Raw genomic sequence first — 19460 nt, forward strand, 5'->3', positions numbered from 1 at the left:
GTCGAAAATCCACGGAAAGGGTTATCCATGAGCGCCAAACCAACCAATCGCCAACTCGCTGACTACCTGGGCCTCTCGGAAGAGGAGGTGGGCAGCTACCGGCTCGATTCCATCCGCGAGGGCAGCCACTGGCGGGTCGCCTTCGCTGTCGAAACGCCCAAGCGACTGCGCAGTAAATTGCCGGCCTGTCTGATGGTGGTGGTGCCGGGTAGCAGCCAACCGGGCTGTGCACTGCACCCCCATTGACCGCCGCCTGCAGGCTCAGCCTCGCTGAGCCTGCAGGAACAGCGCGAACAACTCCGACTGCGACTTGATACCCAGCTTGCTGTACAGGTGCTTGCGGTGCACCTTCACGGTCTCCGACGAGATGGCCAGCTTGCGGGCTACCTCCTTGCTGGAATGGCCGGCGAGCATCAGGCGAACCACTTCCAGTTCGCGGCCGGTCAGCGCCGTTTCCACCTGATGGGCCATCTGCTCCAGACGCTCCTGCCACGGCGGTGCGGCGGCGGGCTCGCTCGGTTCGGGCTCGAAGCCCAGGCGCTGGCGCATCAGCGCCGCCACCCAGGGTTGCAGCAGCGAGAGCAGAGCGATCTGCTCCGGCAGGAAGCGTTGCCGTGAGCCCAGTGACAGGCACAGGGTACGTGCGCCGGGCAGGGCGACGTTGAACTGCACCTCGTCGGCTACCACGTTGAGGCTGAAGTAACGCTGGTAGTAGTCCGTCTGCTCGAAGCATTCCGGGGCAACGTCGCTCAGGCGCACCAGGCCTTCGCGCGTGCTTTCGCGGCTGGCGATGTAGAAGGGGTCGAGCAGGTAGAGACCGTGCAGGTAATCCTGGAACAGCAGATCCGGCGCACCGTCGTCGCCGGGGCTTTCGGCCAGTACCTGGGGGCGACCTTCGCTGAAGATCAGCGCCACCCAGCTGTCGTGGTGTACGTACTGCGCCAGGGTGCGGGCCAGGGTGCGCCAGAACGGCGGGCTGGGCAGCGCCTCGATGAGCTCGGCCACGCTGCGGTGGAAGGCGATGTCGTGCAAGGTCATGGTCATCTGTCTACCCCTGTGGGGTTACCCCGCGTGCGTGATTTCGCCTGGGTGGCTCAGCCTCCATACTCGAACCCCGGCGGATGGGTGTCGGCATTCTGTGTGTGCCCCCCGCGTGATGCAACAACAAGAATGGAGTCCCGTCATGCAAGTCGAACTCGCTCAGCTCACCGGACGTGACGGTGATACGGCCCACAACCTCGCCCAAGCCCTGGAGGCCATCGCCTCATGCCAGTTGGGTACGCGCCTGCTGGTGTTCCCGGAAACCTACCTGACCGGCTTCCCAACCGCGGACAACATCGTCGCGCTGGCCGAGCCCCTCGATGGCCCGAGCCTGACCGCCATCGGGCAGGCTGCTGCGGCCCGCGGGCTGGCGGTGGCCATCGGTTTCGCCGAGAACGACGGCGGCGCCTTCTACAACACCACGGTGCTGATGGATGGGCAGAACATCCTGCTCAGCTACCGCAAGACCCATCTGTGGGCCTCGGACCGTGGCGTGTTCACGCCGGGCGATCGCTACGTCACGGCGTTGCTCGACGGCGTGCGGGTCGGCCTGCTGGTGTGCTTCGACATCGAGTTCCCGGAGAGCGCCCGCGCTCTGGGCGAGCTGGGCGCCGAGCTGCTGATCGTCACCAACGGCAACATGGACCCCTACGGGCCGACGCACCGCACCGCGATCATGGCCCGGGCCATGGAGAACCAGGCCTACGCGGTGATGAGCAACCGCGTGGGCGAGGGCGACGGCGGCCTGGTGTTCGCCGGCGGCAGCGCGGTGGTCGACCCCAACGGCAGCCTGCTGCTGGAAGCCGGCCGCGAGCCGTGCCGACAAAGCATCACCCTGGACTTCCAGCGCCTGGCCGAGGCGCGCCGCGATTACCGCTACCTGGAAGAACGGCGCATGCCGCTGCCGGGCACGCGCGTCGACCACGCCAACGGCCTGCGTGAGCTGCTGATTCCCTGATTGATCTGCCGGGCGCCATAGAAGCGCCCGCTGCGGCCCTGTCGCGTGCTTTTGCCGACTTCGGCTCTGCCATAACAACTTATAAAACTGGAGTAGCAAGTAATGGCTCGTCTGCAACGATCCCTGTCTCTGGGCGCGGTGGTGCTATTCGGCATCGCCTACATGACGCCGATCATCGTGCTCGGCACCTTCGGCATTCTCGCCGAGATTACCCGCGGCGCCGTACCGGCCGCTTATGTGGCTGCCTCAGTGGCAATGTTCTTCACCGCGCTCAGCTATGCCCGCATGGCCCGGTTGTTCCCGGTCGCCGGGTCGGCCTACAGCTACGTGCGCCGCAGCATCAGCGATTACCTGGGCTTCATCGCCGGTTGGGCGGTGCTGCTCGACTACCTGTTCCTGCCCATGGCCATCTGGCTGATCGGCGCGGCCTACCTGCATTCGGCGTTCCCGCAGCTGCCCCAGGCGCTGTGGGTGCTGACCTTCATCGTGATCACCAGCGTGATCAACGTGGTGGGCCTGCGCCTGGCCAAAGGCATCAACGGTGTGCTGATGCTGGTGCAGTTCCTGGTGCTGCTGGCCTTCGTGGCGCTGTGCGTGCACTACGTGCTGGGCGATGCCAGCAAGCCGTTATGGTCGCTGCAACCTTTCTTCGGTGAGGGCATGAACCTGAACCTGGTGATGGCCGGCGCAGCGGTGGCCTGCTACTCGTTCCTGGGTTTCGATGCGGTCAGCACCCTGACCGAGGAAACCCACGACCCCGAGCGCACCATCCCACGGGCGATCCTGCTGATCACCCTGATCGGCGGGCTGATCTTCGTGGCCACCGCGTACTTCGTGCAGCTGGCTCATCCTTCCGTGGTGTTCCAGAGCAGCGACTCGGCCGCCTACGAGATCGCCCGCAATATCGGCGGCGATGTGTTCGTGTCGGTGTTTCTGATCGGCCTGATCGTCGGCCAGTTCACCTCGGGTCTGTCGGCCCAGGCCAGCGCCTCGCGGCTGATGTTCGCCATGGGCCGCGACGGCGTGCTGCCGCGCGCACTGCTGGGCACCCTGAGCCCGCGTTTCGGTACGCCAGTGGGCGCTATCCTGGTGTGCGCCGTGGTGGCGCTGCTGGCCCTGAAGCTGGACGTGACCACCTCGACCTCGTTCATCAACTTCGGTGCCTTCCTGGCGTTTAGCCTGGTCAACCTCTCGGTGATCGTCCACTTCGCCCGCCAACCCCAGGCGCGCGGCCCGCTGCAACTATTGCTCTACCTGCTCTGCCCGCTGATCGGCCTGCTGGCGACGCTGTGGCTGATGGCCAGCCTCGACCGACTGGCGATCATGCTCGGCTGCGCCTGGCTGATGATCGGCGGCTTCTACCTGCTCTGGCTGACCGGAGGCTTGCGTCGCCAGCCACCGCAATTGCAGTTCGAGTCGGAGTAAAACGTAATTGCTGCGAGCCGCCTCAGCGGGTGGCTCGCAGAGCGCGGTTACCTGCGTCGGGCAATTCTTCGCCAATTGCCCCTTTTCCGAGCTCCCTGCGCGTCTACAAAAGTTACCTGGCGAGCCGCGCTGGGAACTGGGCATGAGCAGCAGTAGATTGGCTCGGACAGTCGGCGACAGACCACAATTAGCGTTGCATTAAATCGTGGTCTGCCCCCCTAATTAATGCAACGCTTTAACCGGTTGCAACGTAATTATCACTGTTCTGTATATTGCTGTTGTCGCTTTCGGTTCTTAATTAAAAAATAGTGAGGTGTGGCATGGATATGATTGCGCGCCAAAGTCTTATTGACGCGATAAGGCTCTTGCCTCAAAGAGAGTTAATCGATGTCATCAATTTAGCACTCGAAAACCGAGTTGTTGAACTTTGTGAGCCGGAGGCCGCAGAGGCTAGGATTTGTTTAGTAGAGCTTCATCGTTACACCGATGATCCAAAAGGACCTTCCGAGTGGGATTTAGAGTTTCTTGCTCGTTCTTTAGATGTGGATTCATACGTGACTAATGGTATTGGGCCGACACAAGGTGGGGGCTGTTGTGGTTTCGTTATCGCTAGTTATTCTAAGACTGCTGTTTGTCCAATATGCGGTAATTCTGTTGGCTGTACATAGGACGAGAAGAGTCAATGGATTAGGGGCAGGCCACGATTAGATTCGTATTAAATCGTGGTCTGTCCCCGATAGTTACAGATTTGTGGTTACAGATTTGTGCGCGGGCTAGTGCCCTTCTCATCAGCTAGTTGTCATTTGTTTTGCTTCTCTGAGGTTGATTCTTGCCTTATGTCCATGCTTCTGCAACATATGCAAAAGGTTTGCTCCACTCAGAAGGACAATTGGCTTTCCCGCTGCGAAGGCATATGAGTCTGGACCGTAATCGGATGTGGTAACCAAAATCCCTTTGTTTGCGCCTTCGTTAAGCACTGTTCCGTAAAGGTCGCGCACAGCCCCGACCCCGACCGTGTTGGTATACCGCTTGGCTTGAATTACGATTTTTCCACCACGAATAGGGTCCGGATCAAAAGCTACTGCATCAACGCCGCCATCGCGGCTTGCTTGAGTAACCTTTACTTCACCACCGTTCACCGAAAATTCTTGCTCAAATAGCTCTCGAATTAGATGTTCAAAGTCCTCCCATCCCATCGCAGCGAGATTAACGCTCTCGTCAATCGTACTTGCTACGTCATATGAGGATATAAAGCGAGTATCATCTTTACGGAGCTGCATAATTGGCGCTACGGGTGCTAGCCCGTGAAGTTTAGAACTTCCAACTCCCTTCATAGATTTGAAGCAAGCCTTGGGGTCTACTTGATCAAGATTTATTTGAGTGAATTCGGATTTGCTAGCTCTGATCGATAGAACACAAGAAGTCACTGCTTTGCCTGTTGATCTGTTTACAGCAGTTACAATTCCATTGAAATTCACCGCTTCAAGCGCGTTAATTACATCTGCTTCAAATAGCTCGTGCAAGGTGCGGAGAGCTAGTTGGTAGAGTACATCGTCATACAGTTTTGAAGCTTGGGCTTCGGTGATAGTATTTTCTTCGAAGTCGTCCCGGCTAGCTACATATTTTACTGATTTTAAACGAGGCAGAGCATCTGGTGCTGGAAGTTGGTAGTCTAAGATTAACGTCTTAGAAGTAGGGTCATAATCTAGATCAAATTCTTGAGGAAAGAATTCGGAATACTTTGATGAGGATAAAACAAGGTCACAATACTCAAGTATGGCTTCGGGTTCCAGTGCCTCGTATTTCATTCGTTTTGTATCTATTTGGGCATGCTCTGCCGCTCTTTCTCTTCTGTATTCGTCTCGCCTGACTTCCCAGGCGGCGACTTCTGCTGCATGAGATTTTTTTAATTTTTCTACTGTTTTGGCATGGCTCTCTAGGGCTGCTTGATGCGCTTTCTCTGCCACTGCGCAATGTTCATTCCACGCTATCTTGTCGGCAACAAAAACAGATTCGGCTGCCGCTATAAGGCGGGCTTTTCGAGAGGGGATAAGCCATTCCAGAAGACCTAGCTTAGGATTGTATTTTTGATCCTCTCTTTGAGGGGAGCTTGGAAAATCGGCCCTTTGGGGTTCGAGTGGAAGCTTTAAAGGGGCTGGACCTTTTTCGGGAAAGGGGGTCTTGTTCTTAAGATTTTCCCAATCAATCGCGTCATTGACTTCAAGCGTTGCTTTGAGGATGTTGCTTAATGCATCAAGCTCATCTTGAGCTGCCTGCGTTTGCTTCAATGCCAGCGCTTTACTTTCTTCTGCCATTCTTTTACAAGCAGCACGATCTGCCTTCTGCCGTTCTCGTTCTGAAGCAATCTCCCATCGTTGCTCCCATTCTTCAGCTTGCATCCTTGCTTTAGAGTCGATGATGAACTCGCAGTCACCCTTGATAACACGATGCTTTTTCAGGCCGTCATGCCAGATCTCTAGGCTGTAGCTAGGGATGCCGCGAGCACTGTATTTGGTATCCATTCGGCCGAATCGGGTCATCATCTTCCTGTCTCTCCCTGCGATCTTGATTGCTGACCAACTAGTATGTTGGTGGCATTGAGCCAGCTAGTGGGTGTCGGAAACATACTGTGTTTTACGATCTTTTCCAGCACGCTCTTTAGCTGATGTGCAAAAAGAAGAGAATATTTTGTCTACTGGGCATTAGACCGCTTTTAAGTGATAACCATCGCTAGCCAACGCCATCGTTCCCGCGCTTTCCGTCGACAGTCCATGCTGCACCCCACACCCCGGAATCTGCGACAATCGCCGCTTTTCCGCGAACTACCCCCGAGCCTGATGACCGACGCCTCCTTCGATATCGCCGCCCTGCAGAAGAACCTCGACCACGCCATGATCGCCGACCGCCATCGTCTGCGGCGGCAGTTGCACGAGCTGCAGAAAAAGCCCGATGACGCCAAGCAGGCGCAGTGGCTGGAGCGCTTCCAGGCCTCGTGTGCCAAGGTCGAGGCGCGGCGTTTGAGCGTGCCGGTGATGCGTTATGACGATGCGCTGCCGATCGCCGCCAAGCGCGACGAGATCAAGGCGGCGCTGGAGAAGCATCAGGTGCTGGTGATCGCCGGCGAGACCGGTTCGGGCAAGACCACTCAGTTGCCGAAGATCTGCCTGGAGATCGGCCGTGGCCAACACGGCCTGATCGGCCACACCCAGCCACGACGGCTGGCGGCGCGTAGCGTGGCAACCCGGGTGGCCGAGGAGATCGGTACGCCGCTCGGTGAGCTGGTCGGCTATCAGGTGCGCTTCGAGGATCAGAGCAAGGACAGTTCGCTGATCAAACTGATGACCGACGGCATTCTGCTCGCCGAGACCCAGCATGATCGCTATCTGGAAAAGTACGACACCATCATCGTCGACGAGGCCCACGAACGCAGCCTCAATATCGACTTCCTCCTGGGGTATCTGAAAACCCTGCTGCCACGCCGGCCCGATCTCAAGGTGATCATCACCTCGGCGACCATCGACCTGGAGCGCTTTTCCAAGCACTTCGGTGGGGACGGGCTGCCGGATGCACCCATCGTCGAAGTCTCCGGGCGCACCTATCCGGTGGAAACCTGGTATCGCCCGCTGGCCGCCGAGGTGGACGAGGAGGGCGAAAGCCTGCTCGACGACCTGACCGTCGACCAGGGCATTCTCGCTGCCCTGGACGAGATCGCGGCCCACGAGAAAAGCGTCGGCCAGCGCCCCGGCGATGTGCTGATCTTCCTGCCCGGCGAGCGCGAAATTCGTGAGGCTGCCGAAGTGCTGCGCAAGGCCAACCTGCGCTTTACCGAAGTGCTGCCGCTGTATGCGCGGCTCACGCCCGCCGAGCAGCAGAAGATCTTCGCGCCCATGGCCGGGCGCAAGATCGTGCTGGCCACCAACGTGGCGGAAACCTCGCTGACGGTGCCGGGCATTCGCTACGTGATCGACAGCGGCACCGCGCGCATCAGCCGCTACAGCTACCGCGCCAAGGTGCAGCGCCTGCCCATCGAGGCGATTTCCCAGGCCAGTGCCAACCAGCGCAAGGGCCGTTGCGGGCGGGTCGAACCGGGCATCTGCGTGCGCCTTTACAGTGAGGAGGATTTCCTTGGCCGGCCGACCTTCACCGACCCGGAAATCCTGCGCACCAACCTGGCGGCGGTGATCCTGCAGATGCTCCATCTGCGCCTGGGCAGCATCGAGGATTTCCCCTTCATCGAGCCGCCGGACGGCAAGGCGATTAGCGATGGTTTCAACCTCCTGCAGGAACTCTCGGCGGTCAACCGCGAGAGCCAGTTGACGCCCCTGGGCCGCCAGCTGGCACGCCTGCCCATCGACCCGCGCCTCGGCCGCATGGTGCTCGAAGCGGCCAAGCTCGGCAGCCTGCAGGAGCTGCTGATCGTCGCAAGTGCGCTGTCCGTACAGGATCCGCGTGAGCGGCCGATGGATCGCCAGCAGGCTGCCGACCAGGCCCACGCGCAGTGGAAGGACGTGGACTCGGATTTCGCCGCGCTGATCAACCTGTGGCGCGGCTTCGAGGAAAAACGCCAGGAACTGGGCAGCAATCCGCTGCGCACCTGGTGCAAGAAGAACTTCCTCAACTACATGCGCTTGCGCGAGTGGCGCGATGCTCACCGCCAACTGGTGCTGCTCGCCAAGGATCTGCAGCTGGTGCCCGCCAGGGCCGCGGCGCAAATCGCCGACGGCAACAAGCCCGTGGCGAAGCCGGTGCAGGCGACCACCGACACCAAGGTCAACGTGATCCTGCGCGAGCAGGCCGAGGCCAGCGAGGCGGTGCAGCGTGCCAAGAGCTATGCCGCGGTGCACAAGGCGATCCTCAGCGGCCTGCTCAGTCAGATCGGCCAGAAAACCGAGGAGGGTGACTATCAGGGCGCGCGGCAGCGGCGTTTCTGGGTGCATCCGTCGTCGGTGATCGGTCGCAAGAAACCCAACTGGATCATGGCCGCCGAACTGGTCGAGACCACCAAGCTGTTCGCCCGTCAGGTGGCGAAGATCGAGCCGGACTGGATCGAGCCGCTGGCCGGGCACCTGATCAAGAAGAACCACTTCGAGCCGCACTGGGAGAAGAAGCGCGGCCAGGTGGTGGCCTACGAGCAGGTCACCCTGTACGGCTTGATCGTGGTGGGGCGCCGCCCGGTGCATTACGGGCCCATCGACCCACAAGCCTCGCGTGAACTGTTCATCCGCGAAGGCCTGGTGCGGGGTGAAATCAACAGCCGCGCCAAGTGCCTGAACGCCAACCGCCAACTGCTGGAAAAACTCGACGAGCTGGAAGCCAAGGCGCGCCGCCGCGACATTCTCGCCGACGAGGAAACCCTGTTCGCCTACTACGAGGCGCGGATTCCAGAGGACATCTATCAGGCCGCCACCTTCGAGAGCTGGTACAAGCGCGAGAGCGCCAAGGACCCGCAGCTGCTGATGATGCGCGAGGAGGACGTGCTGGCCCGCGAAGCGCTGGAAGTCACCGCCGCGCAGTATCCGGACACCCTGCATATCGGCGAGCTGCAACTGCCGCTCACCTATCATTTCGAACCCAACCATCCCCGTGACGGCGTGACCCTGCGCGTGCCGGCGCCGCTGTTGCCGCAATTGCCAGGCGAGCGCCTGGAGTGGCTGGTGCCGGGGCTGATCGAAGCCAAGGCCATCGACCTGGTGCGAGGCCTGCCCAAGGCCATTCGCAAGAACTTCGTGCCGGTGCCGGACTTCGTCGGCGCGGCCCTGAGCAAGCTCACCTTCGGCCAGGGCAGCCTGCCGGAAAGCCTGGCTCGCGAGCTGCAGCGCATGACCGGTGCGCGGATCGACAGCGAGGCGTGGGTCGAGGCGACCCGCCAGCTGGAAACCCACCTGAAGATGAACATCGAGGTGGTCGATACCCACGGCAAGCTACTCGGCGAAGGCCGTGATCTGGCCGAGCTGACCGCACGCTTCGCCGAGGCCAGCCAGGCTGCATTGGCCATTCCGCAAGCCGACAAGGTGCAGAAACCGGTGGAAGCCAAGGGCTTCGCCCAGGTCGCCGAGAAGACCCAGCAGAAGGTCGCCGGGCTGTCGATGACGGTTTTCCCGGCGCTGGTGGAAGAGGGTGGTGTGGTCAAGGAAGGGCGTTTCCCGACCCAGGCCGAAGCCGAGTTCCAGCACCGTCGCGCCCTGCAGCGCCTATTGCTGCAACAGTTGGCCGAGCCGGCCAAGTTCCTGCGCGGCAAGTTGCCGGGGCTGACCGAGCTGGGTCTGCTGCACCGCGAGCTGGGCCGGGTCGATGGGCTGGTCGAAGACATTCTGCTCGCCAGCCTCGACAGCTGCATCCTCGAAGACGAGCAGCCACTGCCCCGTGACGGCGCCGCATTGGCCGCCCTGGCGGAGAAGAAGCGCGGCGCCTGGACGGAGCACGCCGAGAAGCTGGCGCGCCTGACCCTGGACATTCTCAAGCTGTGGCACGGCTTGCAGAAGCGCTTCAAGGGCAAGATCGACCTGGCCCAGGCAGTGGCGCTCAACGACATCAAGGCGCAGCTGGGTAACCTGGTGTACCCCGGTTTCGTCCGTGAAACCCCGGCCGAATGGCTCAAGGAACTGCCGCGTTACCTCAAGGCCATCGAACAACGCTTCGACAAGATCGCCGCGCAACTGCAACGCGACCGTGTGTGGAGCGGCGAGTTGGCCGGTTACTGGGAGCAGTACCAGGCGCGCCTCGGCAAGCACCTGCAGGAAGGCAAGCGCGACCCCAACCTGACCCTGTACCGCTGGATGCTCGAGGAATACCGTGTCTCTCTCTGGGCCCAGCAGTTGGGCACCAAGATGGCGGTATCGGACAAGCGCTTGAGCAAGCAGTGGAGCCAGGTGGAAGGCTGAGGGGTATCTCGTAGCCCGAGTCGAGCGTAGCGACACCCGGGAATCGCCCTGGGAATCGTTGCGCTCAACCCAGGCTACGGAGCGGTTCTGCTTTGGCATTTGTGGGAGCGCGCCATGCGCGCGAGATCACGGGTATGGCCCGTTCCCACAAGGGTAAGGTGTCCCATGATATAGGCGCGCGAGGTCTCAGCCCGTAGGGCGGATGTCGCTTTTTACATCCGCCATGGTGGATCGGTTAAGCGAGATCCACCCTACGCCTGACGGGCTTTCGGAACTTGGGTCGCGAAATGATGCTTGGCGCCATAGCCCAAAAGGCTATGGCGCTTTGCTTTCGATCAGCCTTCGCGGTCGCTCAGTTGCCAGCCGCCTTTGCCGTCCAGGTCGAGCTGCTGGTTGTGGAAGGCGGCGAGGGTGTTGCGGTGGCCGACGCTGATCAACAGGGTGTCGGGCAGCTCGCGGCGCAGCAGGGTGTAGAGCGCCTGCTCCAGGCCTTCGTCCATGGCCGAGCTGGATTCGTCGAGGAAGGCCACCGCCGGGCGGTTGTAGAGCAGGCGGGCGAAGGCCAGGCGTTGCTGTTCACCCAGGGACAGGACGCGGCTCCAGTCACCGGGCTCGTCCAGGCGAGTTGCCAGGTGCGGCAGGCACACCTGTTCCAGCACCCGTTGCATACGCTCGCGGTCGTCGCCCGGTTCGGTTGGGTAAGCCAGTGCGCTGCGCAGGTCGCCCAGCGGCAAGTAAGGGCGTTGGGCGAGGAACAGCGCCTGGTGCCCGGTGGGCCTTGCCACCTGCCCGTCTGCGTAGGGCCACAGCCCGGCGATGGCGCGCAGCAGGGTGGTTTTGCCGCAGCCTGAAGGGCCCCGTACCAGCAGGGCCTGGCCGGCGTGTAGATCAAGTTTGAGGCCCGCGACCAGCAACTGGCCGTCCGGGCGCTGCAGGTGTAGGTCATTCACTTTCAGGCCGCTGGCCTGGGAATTGGTGGTTACCTGCGGCAGCTCGCGGGCCTGCTGGTTGGCGTCGAGCAGGCCGCTCAGGCGGTCGAGGGTGGCGCGGTACTGGGCGAAGGTGTCGTAGCTACTGCGGAAAAACGACAGCGAGTCCTGTACCTGGCCGAATGCCTGCGCGGTCTGCATCACGTCGCCGAGCTTGATGGCGCCGCTGAAGAAGCGCGGCGCCTGGAGGATGAAGGGGAACACCACCGCCACCTGGCTGACGCCGAGGTTGAAGCCGTCGAACTTCAGGCTTCGGTAGACCAGCGCCCAGAGGTTTTCCACCAGTGCGCCGAAGCGGCCCAGCAGGGTACGCCGCTCCACGTCGCGGCCCTGGTAGAAGGCGACGTTTTCGGCGTATTCGCGCAGACGCACCAGAGCGTAGCGGAAGTTGGCCGAGCGCTGTTCGTTGAGGAAATTAAGGCGGATCAAGGGGCGGCCGAGGCGGAAGGCGATCAGCGTGGCGATGATCACGTAGAGGTACACGGCGAATACCATCGCCCGGGGGATCTCCACACCGGCCACGTTCAGCGGTGCGGACAGCCCCCAGAGGATGACGCTGAAGGCCACCAGCGACACCAGCGCGCTGACCGCGCCGAGCGAGAGCTTGAGCGAGCTGGAAACGAAGGCGGCGATGTCCAGCTCGATGCGCTGGTCGGGGTTGTCGACCGGCTGCGCGAGGAACTGGCCCCTGTAGTAGGCATCGCCCTTGAGCCAGTCGTCGGTCAGGCGCCCGTTGAGCCAGGTACGCCAATGGATGCTCAAGGACTGGCTCACGTAGAAGTCGAACAGCGCACGCGCGACATGGATGCTGGCGAGGATGGCGAAGACGCCCAGCAGAAACCAGAACGCCTGCTGATCCAGCCCCTGCAGGGCGCTGTAGAAGCCGTTGTACCAGAACGAAAACAGCACATCCATGCGCACCGCGAACAGCGCCAGTAGCAGGAGCAGTGCGAAGGTCAGCAGCGGCCGCCAACTGTTGCGCGGGCTGAGATAGGGCCCGGTGATCTGCCAGAATTGTCGGCCCCAGCGGGTGAAGCGGATAAGGGCGGTGGCGGTGAGGGTGAAGCCGATAAAGGTGCACAGCGAGGCGATGGCCAGCCAGATCAGGCTGTCGCTAAGAGCTTGGTGCCAATCCATAAGATCTAGGGTCCGCGATGCTTCGACAGGAAGGGAGTGCCGGAGGGCCGGCTGCCGAGACTACAAGCGTGGGTGACACGCCTACTGGAGACTTGTTTTCGCTGCGTTGGTTTCTGGCTGCCCGGATTTTTTGCAGGCCTGATAGCGGCCGTTCAGTTTGCGCTCGTGTGCGCCGTGAAAGTGGCTCTGCAGCCTGTAGGGCGGATGTCGCTGTTTACATCCGCCATGATGGATCGGTGAAGCGTGATTCACCCTGCGGGATTAGTCGAGTACTTTCAGGCCAAGCCATTTCGCTAGCCAATCTTTGTTCTGCAGCCGCTTAAGAAACAGGTGTCTTTTCTCGTCTCGAAATCTTCCGGCTGGGCGTACGACAAGATCGAAAAGGTCGTTCAGGCCAAAGGGCGCAGCAACCTCCAATTCATCATCAGCGTTTAGCCGCACCGCGACTGCCGTGGCAGTTTCGGGCCAGTAACGCATTGCATCCGTCGCCGATTCATAAGGCCGGTCGCCGTTGCGCAGGTGCATGCCTGCCTGGTTCTTCACTGACCAGTCGAGCCCTTTATCAACATTCTGCAGTTGGGCTTTCAATTCGCTATCTCGCTCCGGCGAGGCATTGCCGCGGTCGAACCAGATCACGTCGATATCGGATGGCAGAGAAGAGCTGGCTCGACCGTGCCGGTGATCCCAGACGGCGCCGCGCACTAAGCCTGCGGCCACCCAGCAGTCAGGCAGATGCAGGGCTCGGACCTGCTGCAGTATTCGCCTGCGATACTTATCGGCGTTCAGCAGGGCAACCAGGGTAGGTAAGTGGCTCATGGGCGGATCGTATCAAGCATCGAGATTAAGACCGTAGTAGGTCGTCTGACTCCTCGTGCGAATCCTCTGCAGGCACTTGGGATTTATTTCCTTTGTGCGCGGTCACTCACGGTGGATTTGTTGCTGTGACGTCATGCTTGTTCAGCGACTAAACCACCGACCCGAACACACATAAGGAGCATGTGATGGAGATGAAGATACTGGCCAGCGGTATTGGCGCAGCGTTACCCAAAACCAGCATTGGTTTCAGCCTGTTTAGCGGTGTTTACATTCAGCTAAGGCGTTCCAGCAGCGATCAGCCGCAGACCTTTGGCATTGCCTCCGGTCCTGAAATAGGTGGCAACAGCGGTACGCTGATCGCAGGCCATATCGAAACGGCCTGGATGAAGATCGATACCATCAAGCACGCTTGGCTGTGCAGCCGCTCTTCGCTGGTTGGCAAGCTAGGTGAAGTCGAGTTAAAGGGGACGCTGGCATTCAGCGGTACCGTTGATGTGAATTTCACCATTTATGATGCGAGCAATGAATCTACCTTCTCGCTCAGCCGGATCAAGGTCGAATCCAAAGGTGGGCAACTGGCAGACACTAAAATTCGCGGTGTGATCAAGGACATGATGGGCAAGACTCAGAACGGGAGCGCGCTCTGTGCACAGCCGTGAAGTGAGAGGTTTTCGCCGGCTGCAGACCTTCTGCAACCTGATATTGCTGGTGCTTCAGCTGATTACCGTGGCGGCGTATTGGGGGCTTGTTGATGCAAGGCCCCAATACATGGCCATCAGTGAGGGGCTTTATCCAGATAGTGAGCTGCTGATGAACAGCCAAATCGCTGACTGGATGGTGTCGATGCCGGCGTTCTTGGCAGTAGCGGCCCTGTTTTTAGGAGGTATCGCCAAAGAGTTCATCGGGATTAGCAAAGGACGACGTATTTTGATCAATCTGGCCCTTCTGATCTTGCTGGTGGCTATGTTCGGCATTGCCGCATTCCCATTAAGTCCGAACGTCTAAACCTGTGAGTTCGTTCGTGAATGGCGACAGAGGCTTTCGCGAATGAGCTCGCGCCAAGCAGCCAGCCTGCCATAGCGCTTCCCTGCACCCGACATACCCGCTCATCAATCGCCCGCCAGACCGCAGGGCCGTTAACCCGAACCTTTCGCGAAACGGTTTCGTCGTACCTGAACGAGCCATGCGCAGGAGAGGGACATGCTGACTGATCCGAAGACCCGTTATCGACCTTACACAGACGCGTCCGGGGGCTGGGGGTCGGCCAAGTCGGTGGCGGGTATTCTGCTGCGTGAACAGGCCGTGGTGAAGATCGGCGCGGCGCTCTTGAGGCAGAACAAGCCCGACGGTTTTGCCTGTGTGAGTTGCGCCTGGGCCAAACCGGGCGACACTCGCCCGATGGAATTCTGCGAGAACGGCGCCAAGGCTACGGCGTGGGAGTTGACGGCCAAGCGCACCAGCCCGGCGTTCTTCGCCGAGCACAGCGTTAGCGAGTTACGCAGCTGGTCGGCCCATGCGCTGGAGCAGCACGGGCGCCTGACTCACCCCATGCGCTACAACCCGGGCACCGACCGCTATGAGGAAACCAGTTGGGAAGCTGCCTACCAGGAAATCGGCGTGGGCCTGCGCGCCTTGCAGCCCGACGAGGTGGTGTTCTACGCCTCCGGCCGTGCCTCGCTGGAAGCGTCGTTCATGTACCAGCTACTGGCCCGCGCCTACGGCACCAACAACCTGCCGGACAGCTCCAACATGTGCCACGAAAGCACATCGGTGGGTCTGCAGGAGAGCATCGGCGTACCGGTCGGCACGGTGACGCTGAACGATTTTGCGCACACCGACTGCCTGCTGTTCTTCGGCCAGAACGTCGGCAGCAATGCGCCGCGTATGCTCCATCAGTTGCAGGAGGCACGGCAGCGCGATGTGCCGATCATCACCTTCAACCCGCTCAAGGAGCGTGGCCTGCAGGAATTCGTCAACCCGCAGTCGCCGGTGGAGATGCTTGGCCCGAACTCGACGCAGATCAGCACCCAGTATCACCAGGTCGCCATCGGCGGCGACACCGCGGCCATCGTCGGCGTCGCCAAGGCGCTGCTCGATCTGCATGACGCGGCCCGGCAGCGTGGCGAGCCCGGCGTGCTGGACATGGCCTTTATCGCCGAGCACACCAGCGGCGCCGATGAATTCATCGCCTATGTACGGGACCAGGAGTGGGCGCAGATCGAGGCCATCACCGGCCTCAAGCGCGCGGCCATGGAGGCCACGGCGCTGGTCTACGCGCAGTCGCAGCGAGTGATGATCGTCTACGGCATGGGCCTGACCCAGCACCGTCAGGGCGTGCAGAACGTGCAGATGCTGGTGAACCTGCTGCTTCTGCGCGGCAATATCGGCAAGCCGGGCGCCGGCATCTGCCCGGTGCGCGGCCACTCCAACGTACAGGGGCAGCGTACCGTCGGCATCACCGAAGACCCGGCCAAGGTGCCGGGCGAGCTGATCGAGCGGCACTTCAATTTCAAGGTGCCCGAGCGCATGGGCCTGAACACCGTCGATGCCTGCAATGCCATGCTCGATGGTCGGGTGCGCGGTTTCGTCAGCCTGGGCGGCAACTTCCTGCGCGCGGTGCCGGATACCGGGCAGATCGAGCCGGCCTGGCAGCGCCTGGCGCTCAACGTGCAGGTGGCCACCAAGCTCAACCACTCGCACCTGCTGCCGGGCGAGCAGGCCTGGCTGCTGCCGTGCCTGGGGCGCATCGAGATCGACCGTCAGGACGGCATCGAGCAGAGCCACAGCACCGAGGACAGCACCGGCTGCATCCATGCCTGGAGCGGCAAGAGCGAGCCGGCCAGCGAGCATTTACGCTCGGAGCCGGCCATCATCGCCGGGCTGGCCCGCGCCACGCTAGGCGCCGAGATCGGTATCGACTGGGATGCCTGGCGCCGTAATTACGGGCTGGTGCGCAAGGCTATCGCCACGATCTACCCGGAGATCTTCCACGATTTCGAGGTGCGCATGTGGGAGCCCGGCGGCTTCCATCGACCGCTGGCCGCCGCGCAGCGCAAGTGGGCGACCGAGAGCGGCAAGGCGCAGTTCGCGCTGCCGCAGCAGCTCGTTGCCGATAATGACGTGAGCGAAGCCTATGGCCGACGCGACGTGTTGCAGCTGATGACGATCCGCAGCAATGACCAGTTCAACACCACCGTCTATGGCTACGACGACCGCTTTCGTGGCGTGCATGGCACCCGATCGGTGATCTTCATGAACGCCGACGATATCGTTCGCCTTGGCCTGGCCGGCGGCGACTGGGTGGATGTGACCACTGCCGTGGAGCCGGAGGTGGAGCGCCAGGTCGGGCCGCTGCAGATTCTTGCCTATGACATCCCCCAGGGCTGCTGCGCTGCCTATTACCCGGAGTGCAATCCACTGGTGCCGCTCTGGCACCACGCCGAACGCAGCAAGGTGCCGGCGGCCAAGTCCATTCCCGTGACCCTGAGCCCAAGCACCGCGGTGGCGCCTGGCGATGCGCGGCCGAGGCTGATCGCCGCCCAGCGCTGATCGAACCAGTCGTTTCGCTGTGGGACAAGCGAAACGGCCGTGCTAGAGCGGCTCATGCCCGCTGCTCGGAAGGCTTGAACTTCAAGCGGCGGGCTTTTCTCCCAACTTGGAACGCAGGCGATTTTCGCCTGCGGCGATTGCGCTTCAGACGTGGCGGCAACCGTGAATCCAAGCACAGGAGAATCCGATGACCCGCAATACCACCAACCAATTCGCCATGCAGAATCCGCTGACCCAGTATCCGCAGCCCGAATTCCCGGCCCAGCATCAGCCCGAGCCAGGCCTGGACCTGGAAATGACCCCAGAGCCGGACCACGGCGAAGAGAGCTATATCGGTTTCGGTCGCCTGGCCGGGCGCAAGGCACTGATCACCGGCGCCGACTCCGGCATTGGCCGTGCGGCTGCCATCGCCTACGCCCGTGAAGGTGCGGACATCGTGCTCAATTACCTACCCGAGGAAGAGCCGGATGCCCAGGAAGTCATCAAGCTGATCGAAGCCGAGGGGAGCCGCGCCGTGGCGATTCCCGGCGACCTCAAGGATGAAGCTTTCTGCGTGTCGCTGGTGCGCGATGCGGTCGGCGCCCTCGGCGGCCTGGACATCCTGGTCAACGTGGCTGGCAAGCAGATTACCCAGAAGCATATTTCCGAGATCACCACCGAGCAGTTCGACCACACCTTCAAGACCAACGTCTACGCCATGTTCTGGCTGTGCAAGGCAGCGGTGGCGCATATGCCGCCAGGTGCGGCGATCATCAACACGGCCTCGATCCAGTCCTACGATCCATCCGGCACGCTGCTCGATTACGCGTCCACCAAGGCGGCTATCGTTGCCTTCACCAAGGCGCTGTCGAGCCAGGTGATCGAGCAGGGCATCCGCGTCAACGCGGTCGCGCCGGGGCCGATCTGGACCGTGCTGCAGCCCAGCGACGGCCAGCCCCAGGAGAAGATCCCCACCTTCGGCTCCCAGGTGCCGATGAAGCGCCCGGGCCAGCCGGCCGAATGCGCGCCGCTGTATGTGCTGCTGGCGTCTCAGGAGTCGAGCTACATCACTGGTGAAACCTTTGGGGTGACCGGCGGCAACCCGCTGCCGTAAGGCCCGGGGCCCGCAGTACGCCCGCTGCGGGCCCGTTTACAAAATTACATCGTTGCCTGGGCCATTCGCTGCAGCTTGCGGCTGCCGAGCGATATCTGGAGGTTGATCTTTTACGCTTATTGCTCGAGCTTGCGACGCGTTTCTTCAGAAGCCTGTGTGATCTTTTCCGCTTCCTGCTCCTTGGTCTTGATGGTTGTCGGAGTAATGGCCCGATCCACCGCCTCGGTCTTCTCACCGTGGCGCTGAGTTTGCTTTTTCACCACGTTGACGTCTTCGCCTTGCACATCCTTGGCAGGGCTGTTGGGTGGCGTCGAATCGATTGGTTTCTGGCTCATGGGTTTCCTCCTGGCTGTGGGCTGTGAGTCAGCCCCTTGTTAATTACGAGGCCCTGAGGGCTGACGAGTTCGAACAATCGCCGTCTGTATCCGGATGCTTCAAATCCACGGATTTCGGGGCTTCCGGCCGGCAGAAAAGCTGAATCCCTGGGCATCGGCCGAATCGAATCCGGAGACGCTCGACAATCACTCGATGGGAGAACGACATGGGCCAATTCCGGATTTACCTCGATGACGAACTGCTCTGTGCGACCACCTCGCCGGCACTGGCGCAGGCCGCCTGGAACCGTGCCTCGCGCGATGCTCGTGTAGCCGAAAAAGGCGGCTGGGTACGTGCCTACGAAGGCGAAGTGACCGTGGCGGAAATGCACCCCGAACCGCGCGTCGGCCACCCGTGGCCGGATGGCCGAGACCATCAGCCGGACCTGCGCGATGTGTGGGACAGCCTGATGCGGGGGCTTCAGCAGCAGGGCCTCGATGACCAGGCGATGACCAATGCGCTGAACCGTTTCGGGCTTGCGACCACGAGCGTGCAGGGTTCGGTCAAGGATGAGCTGGGTGGGCGCACCGTACCCACCGCGGCAGAGCTGGTGGTGCTGCTCGATGCCATCCAGCAGGATCGTCAGCGCGAGCCCGAGGCTTAAGTGTTGCAGTCATGGCAGGCGCGCCTTGTTCACGCAGTGGCGATTGAACAGCTCGGGTTTGTCCAAGCGAATGCGTGCTTCGATCTGCTCGATGATGGCGAATACTTCCGTCGGAGTCAGCGATGTCCTGCAGGGGATATCGCGTACTTCGAGGGAGGTTTCCGAGTCCTTTTCTGAAAGATGCACGACCATACTGGTCGGCGACTGTAATGACACTTGTACAACAAGTGGCTGGAAATAGTTGTACAGCAATGCTGCAGCGTCCAGGAATTTAAGCTTTGCCACAATTATTGCTCTCGGTATTACTCCTTTATTACCGGTATTAGTGGCAGTCCGGACTTTCTTGTCAAATCAATAGTCTGCTTTATTTGCTCTGCTCGGGTGAAGTCGGCGGTTTGGGCATGCCACGCGGGCCAATAAACCCCCAGATGATCAAACCAATGACCGGCAGCAACAGGATAATCAATGCCCACATCAGTCGGGTATTGAAGCGCTTTTCACTGCGCCACAGATTAATGATGGTGACCAGGTCGACGAAAGCGATGACGACAAAGGCGCCGAGCCAGAATAGTAGGGATGGATCGCCCATGGC

At 61.0% G+C, this 19460-nt stretch carries 17 protein-coding genes; 10 read left to right on the forward strand and 7 right to left on the reverse strand.

The genetic code is table 11. The features are described from left to right. Positions 1-27: 27 nt before the first annotated feature. Positions 28-246 (forward strand): hypothetical protein, encoded by a 219-nt coding sequence (locus FB481_RS16255; RefSeq protein WP_147177020.1) that lies wholly within the window; start codon positions 28-30, stop codon positions 244-246. A 15-nt stretch (positions 247-261) separates the two neighbouring features. Here FB481_RS16255 and FB481_RS16260 read toward each other — a convergent pair whose 3' ends face one another. Continuing rightward, positions 262-1044, reverse strand: coding sequence for a LuxR C-terminal-related transcriptional regulator (locus FB481_RS16260; protein ID WP_147177021.1), 783 nt, complete (start codon positions 1042-1044; stop codon positions 262-264). 139 nt (positions 1045-1183) lie between these two features. On the opposite strand from FB481_RS16260, the gene FB481_RS16265 reads away from it, so the two are divergent. From FB481_RS16265 to FB481_RS16275, 3 genes are all read left to right on the forward strand, one after another. Further along, positions 1184-1999 (forward strand): carbon-nitrogen hydrolase family protein, encoded by an 816-nt coding sequence (locus FB481_RS16265; RefSeq protein WP_147177022.1) that lies wholly within the window; start codon positions 1184-1186, stop codon positions 1997-1999. A gap of 102 nt (positions 2000-2101) precedes the next feature. Beyond that, complete coding sequence (locus FB481_RS16270) at positions 2102-3424, forward strand: APC family permease (protein WP_147177023.1); 1323 nt, start codon at positions 2102-2104, stop codon at positions 3422-3424. A gap of 320 nt (positions 3425-3744) precedes the next feature. Continuing rightward, positions 3745-4092 (forward strand): hypothetical protein, encoded by a 348-nt coding sequence (locus FB481_RS16275; RefSeq protein WP_147177024.1) that lies wholly within the window; start codon positions 3745-3747, stop codon positions 4090-4092. A gap of 120 nt (positions 4093-4212) precedes the next feature. Here the strand turns inward: FB481_RS16275 and FB481_RS16280 are convergent, their stop codons facing one another. Next, entirely contained in the window at positions 4213-5946 is a 1734-nt protein-coding gene (locus FB481_RS16280; RefSeq protein ID WP_256662759.1) for a restriction endonuclease, read from the reverse strand. 315 nt (positions 5947-6261) lie between these two features. Here FB481_RS16280 and hrpA point away from each other — a divergent pair, with 315 nt between their 5' ends. Beyond that, the gene (gene hrpA / locus FB481_RS16285; RefSeq protein ID WP_147177026.1) at positions 6262-10305 is read left to right on the forward strand and encodes an ATP-dependent RNA helicase HrpA; all 4044 of its coding nucleotides are present in this window, start codon (positions 6262-6264) and stop codon (positions 10303-10305) included. Positions 10306-10640: 335 nt separating this feature from the next. On the opposite strand, the gene FB481_RS16290 is transcribed toward hrpA, so the two are convergent. Further along, positions 10641-12431: an ABC transporter ATP-binding protein/permease gene (locus FB481_RS16290; protein WP_147177027.1), complete on the reverse strand. Its 1791-nt coding sequence runs from the start codon at positions 12429-12431 to the stop codon at positions 10641-10643. A 261-nt stretch (positions 12432-12692) separates the two neighbouring features. After that, entirely contained in the window at positions 12693-13247 is a 555-nt protein-coding gene (locus FB481_RS16295; protein WP_147177028.1) for a nucleotidyltransferase family protein, read from the reverse strand. A gap of 185 nt (positions 13248-13432) precedes the next feature. On the opposite strand from FB481_RS16295, the gene FB481_RS16300 reads away from it, so the two are divergent. From FB481_RS16300 to FB481_RS16315, 4 genes are all read left to right on the forward strand, one after another. Then, positions 13433-13906 carry a hypothetical protein gene (locus FB481_RS16300; protein WP_093502855.1) on the forward strand — a complete coding sequence of 158 codons (474 nt, stop codon included), beginning with the start codon at positions 13433-13435 and terminating at the stop codon, positions 13904-13906. Then, the gene (locus tag FB481_RS16305; protein ID WP_256662760.1) at positions 13893-14252 is read left to right on the forward strand and encodes a hypothetical protein; all 360 of its coding nucleotides are present in this window, start codon (positions 13893-13895) and stop codon (positions 14250-14252) included. The genes FB481_RS16300 and FB481_RS16305 overlap by 14 nt, the downstream gene beginning before the upstream one ends. 195 nt (positions 14253-14447) lie before the next feature. Continuing rightward, positions 14448-16796: an FdhF/YdeP family oxidoreductase gene (locus FB481_RS16310; RefSeq protein ID WP_147177029.1), complete on the forward strand. Its 2349-nt coding sequence runs from the start codon at positions 14448-14450 to the stop codon at positions 16794-16796. Positions 16797-16983: 187 nt separating this feature from the next. Next, positions 16984-17889, forward strand: coding sequence for an SDR family oxidoreductase (locus FB481_RS16315; RefSeq protein ID WP_147177030.1), 906 nt, complete (start codon positions 16984-16986; stop codon positions 17887-17889). A 116-nt stretch (positions 17890-18005) separates the two neighbouring features. Here FB481_RS16315 and FB481_RS16320 read toward each other — a convergent pair whose 3' ends face one another. Further along, positions 18006-18224, reverse strand: coding sequence for a hypothetical protein (locus FB481_RS16320; protein WP_147177031.1), 219 nt, complete (start codon positions 18222-18224; stop codon positions 18006-18008). A gap of 206 nt (positions 18225-18430) precedes the next feature. On the opposite strand from FB481_RS16320, the gene FB481_RS16325 reads away from it, so the two are divergent. After that, positions 18431-18868, forward strand: a complete 438-nt coding sequence (locus FB481_RS16325) for a hypothetical protein (RefSeq protein ID WP_147177032.1) — start codon at positions 18431-18433, stop codon at positions 18866-18868. A 9-nt stretch (positions 18869-18877) separates the two neighbouring features. Here the strand turns inward: FB481_RS16325 and FB481_RS16330 are convergent, their stop codons facing one another. Continuing rightward, positions 18878-19153, reverse strand: a complete 276-nt coding sequence (locus FB481_RS16330) for a DUF1652 domain-containing protein (RefSeq protein WP_167363123.1) — start codon at positions 19151-19153, stop codon at positions 18878-18880. 79 nt (positions 19154-19232) lie between these two features. Beyond that, complete coding sequence (locus FB481_RS16335) at positions 19233-19457, reverse strand: PLD nuclease N-terminal domain-containing protein (protein WP_147177034.1); 225 nt, start codon at positions 19455-19457, stop codon at positions 19233-19235. Between the last annotated feature and the right edge of the window lie 3 nt (positions 19458-19460).

This window comes from Pseudomonas sp. AG1028, from assembly GCF_007993955.1.
In the GTDB taxonomy this organism is placed as follows: Bacteria; Pseudomonadota; Gammaproteobacteria; order Pseudomonadales; family Pseudomonadaceae; genus Aquipseudomonas; species Aquipseudomonas straminea.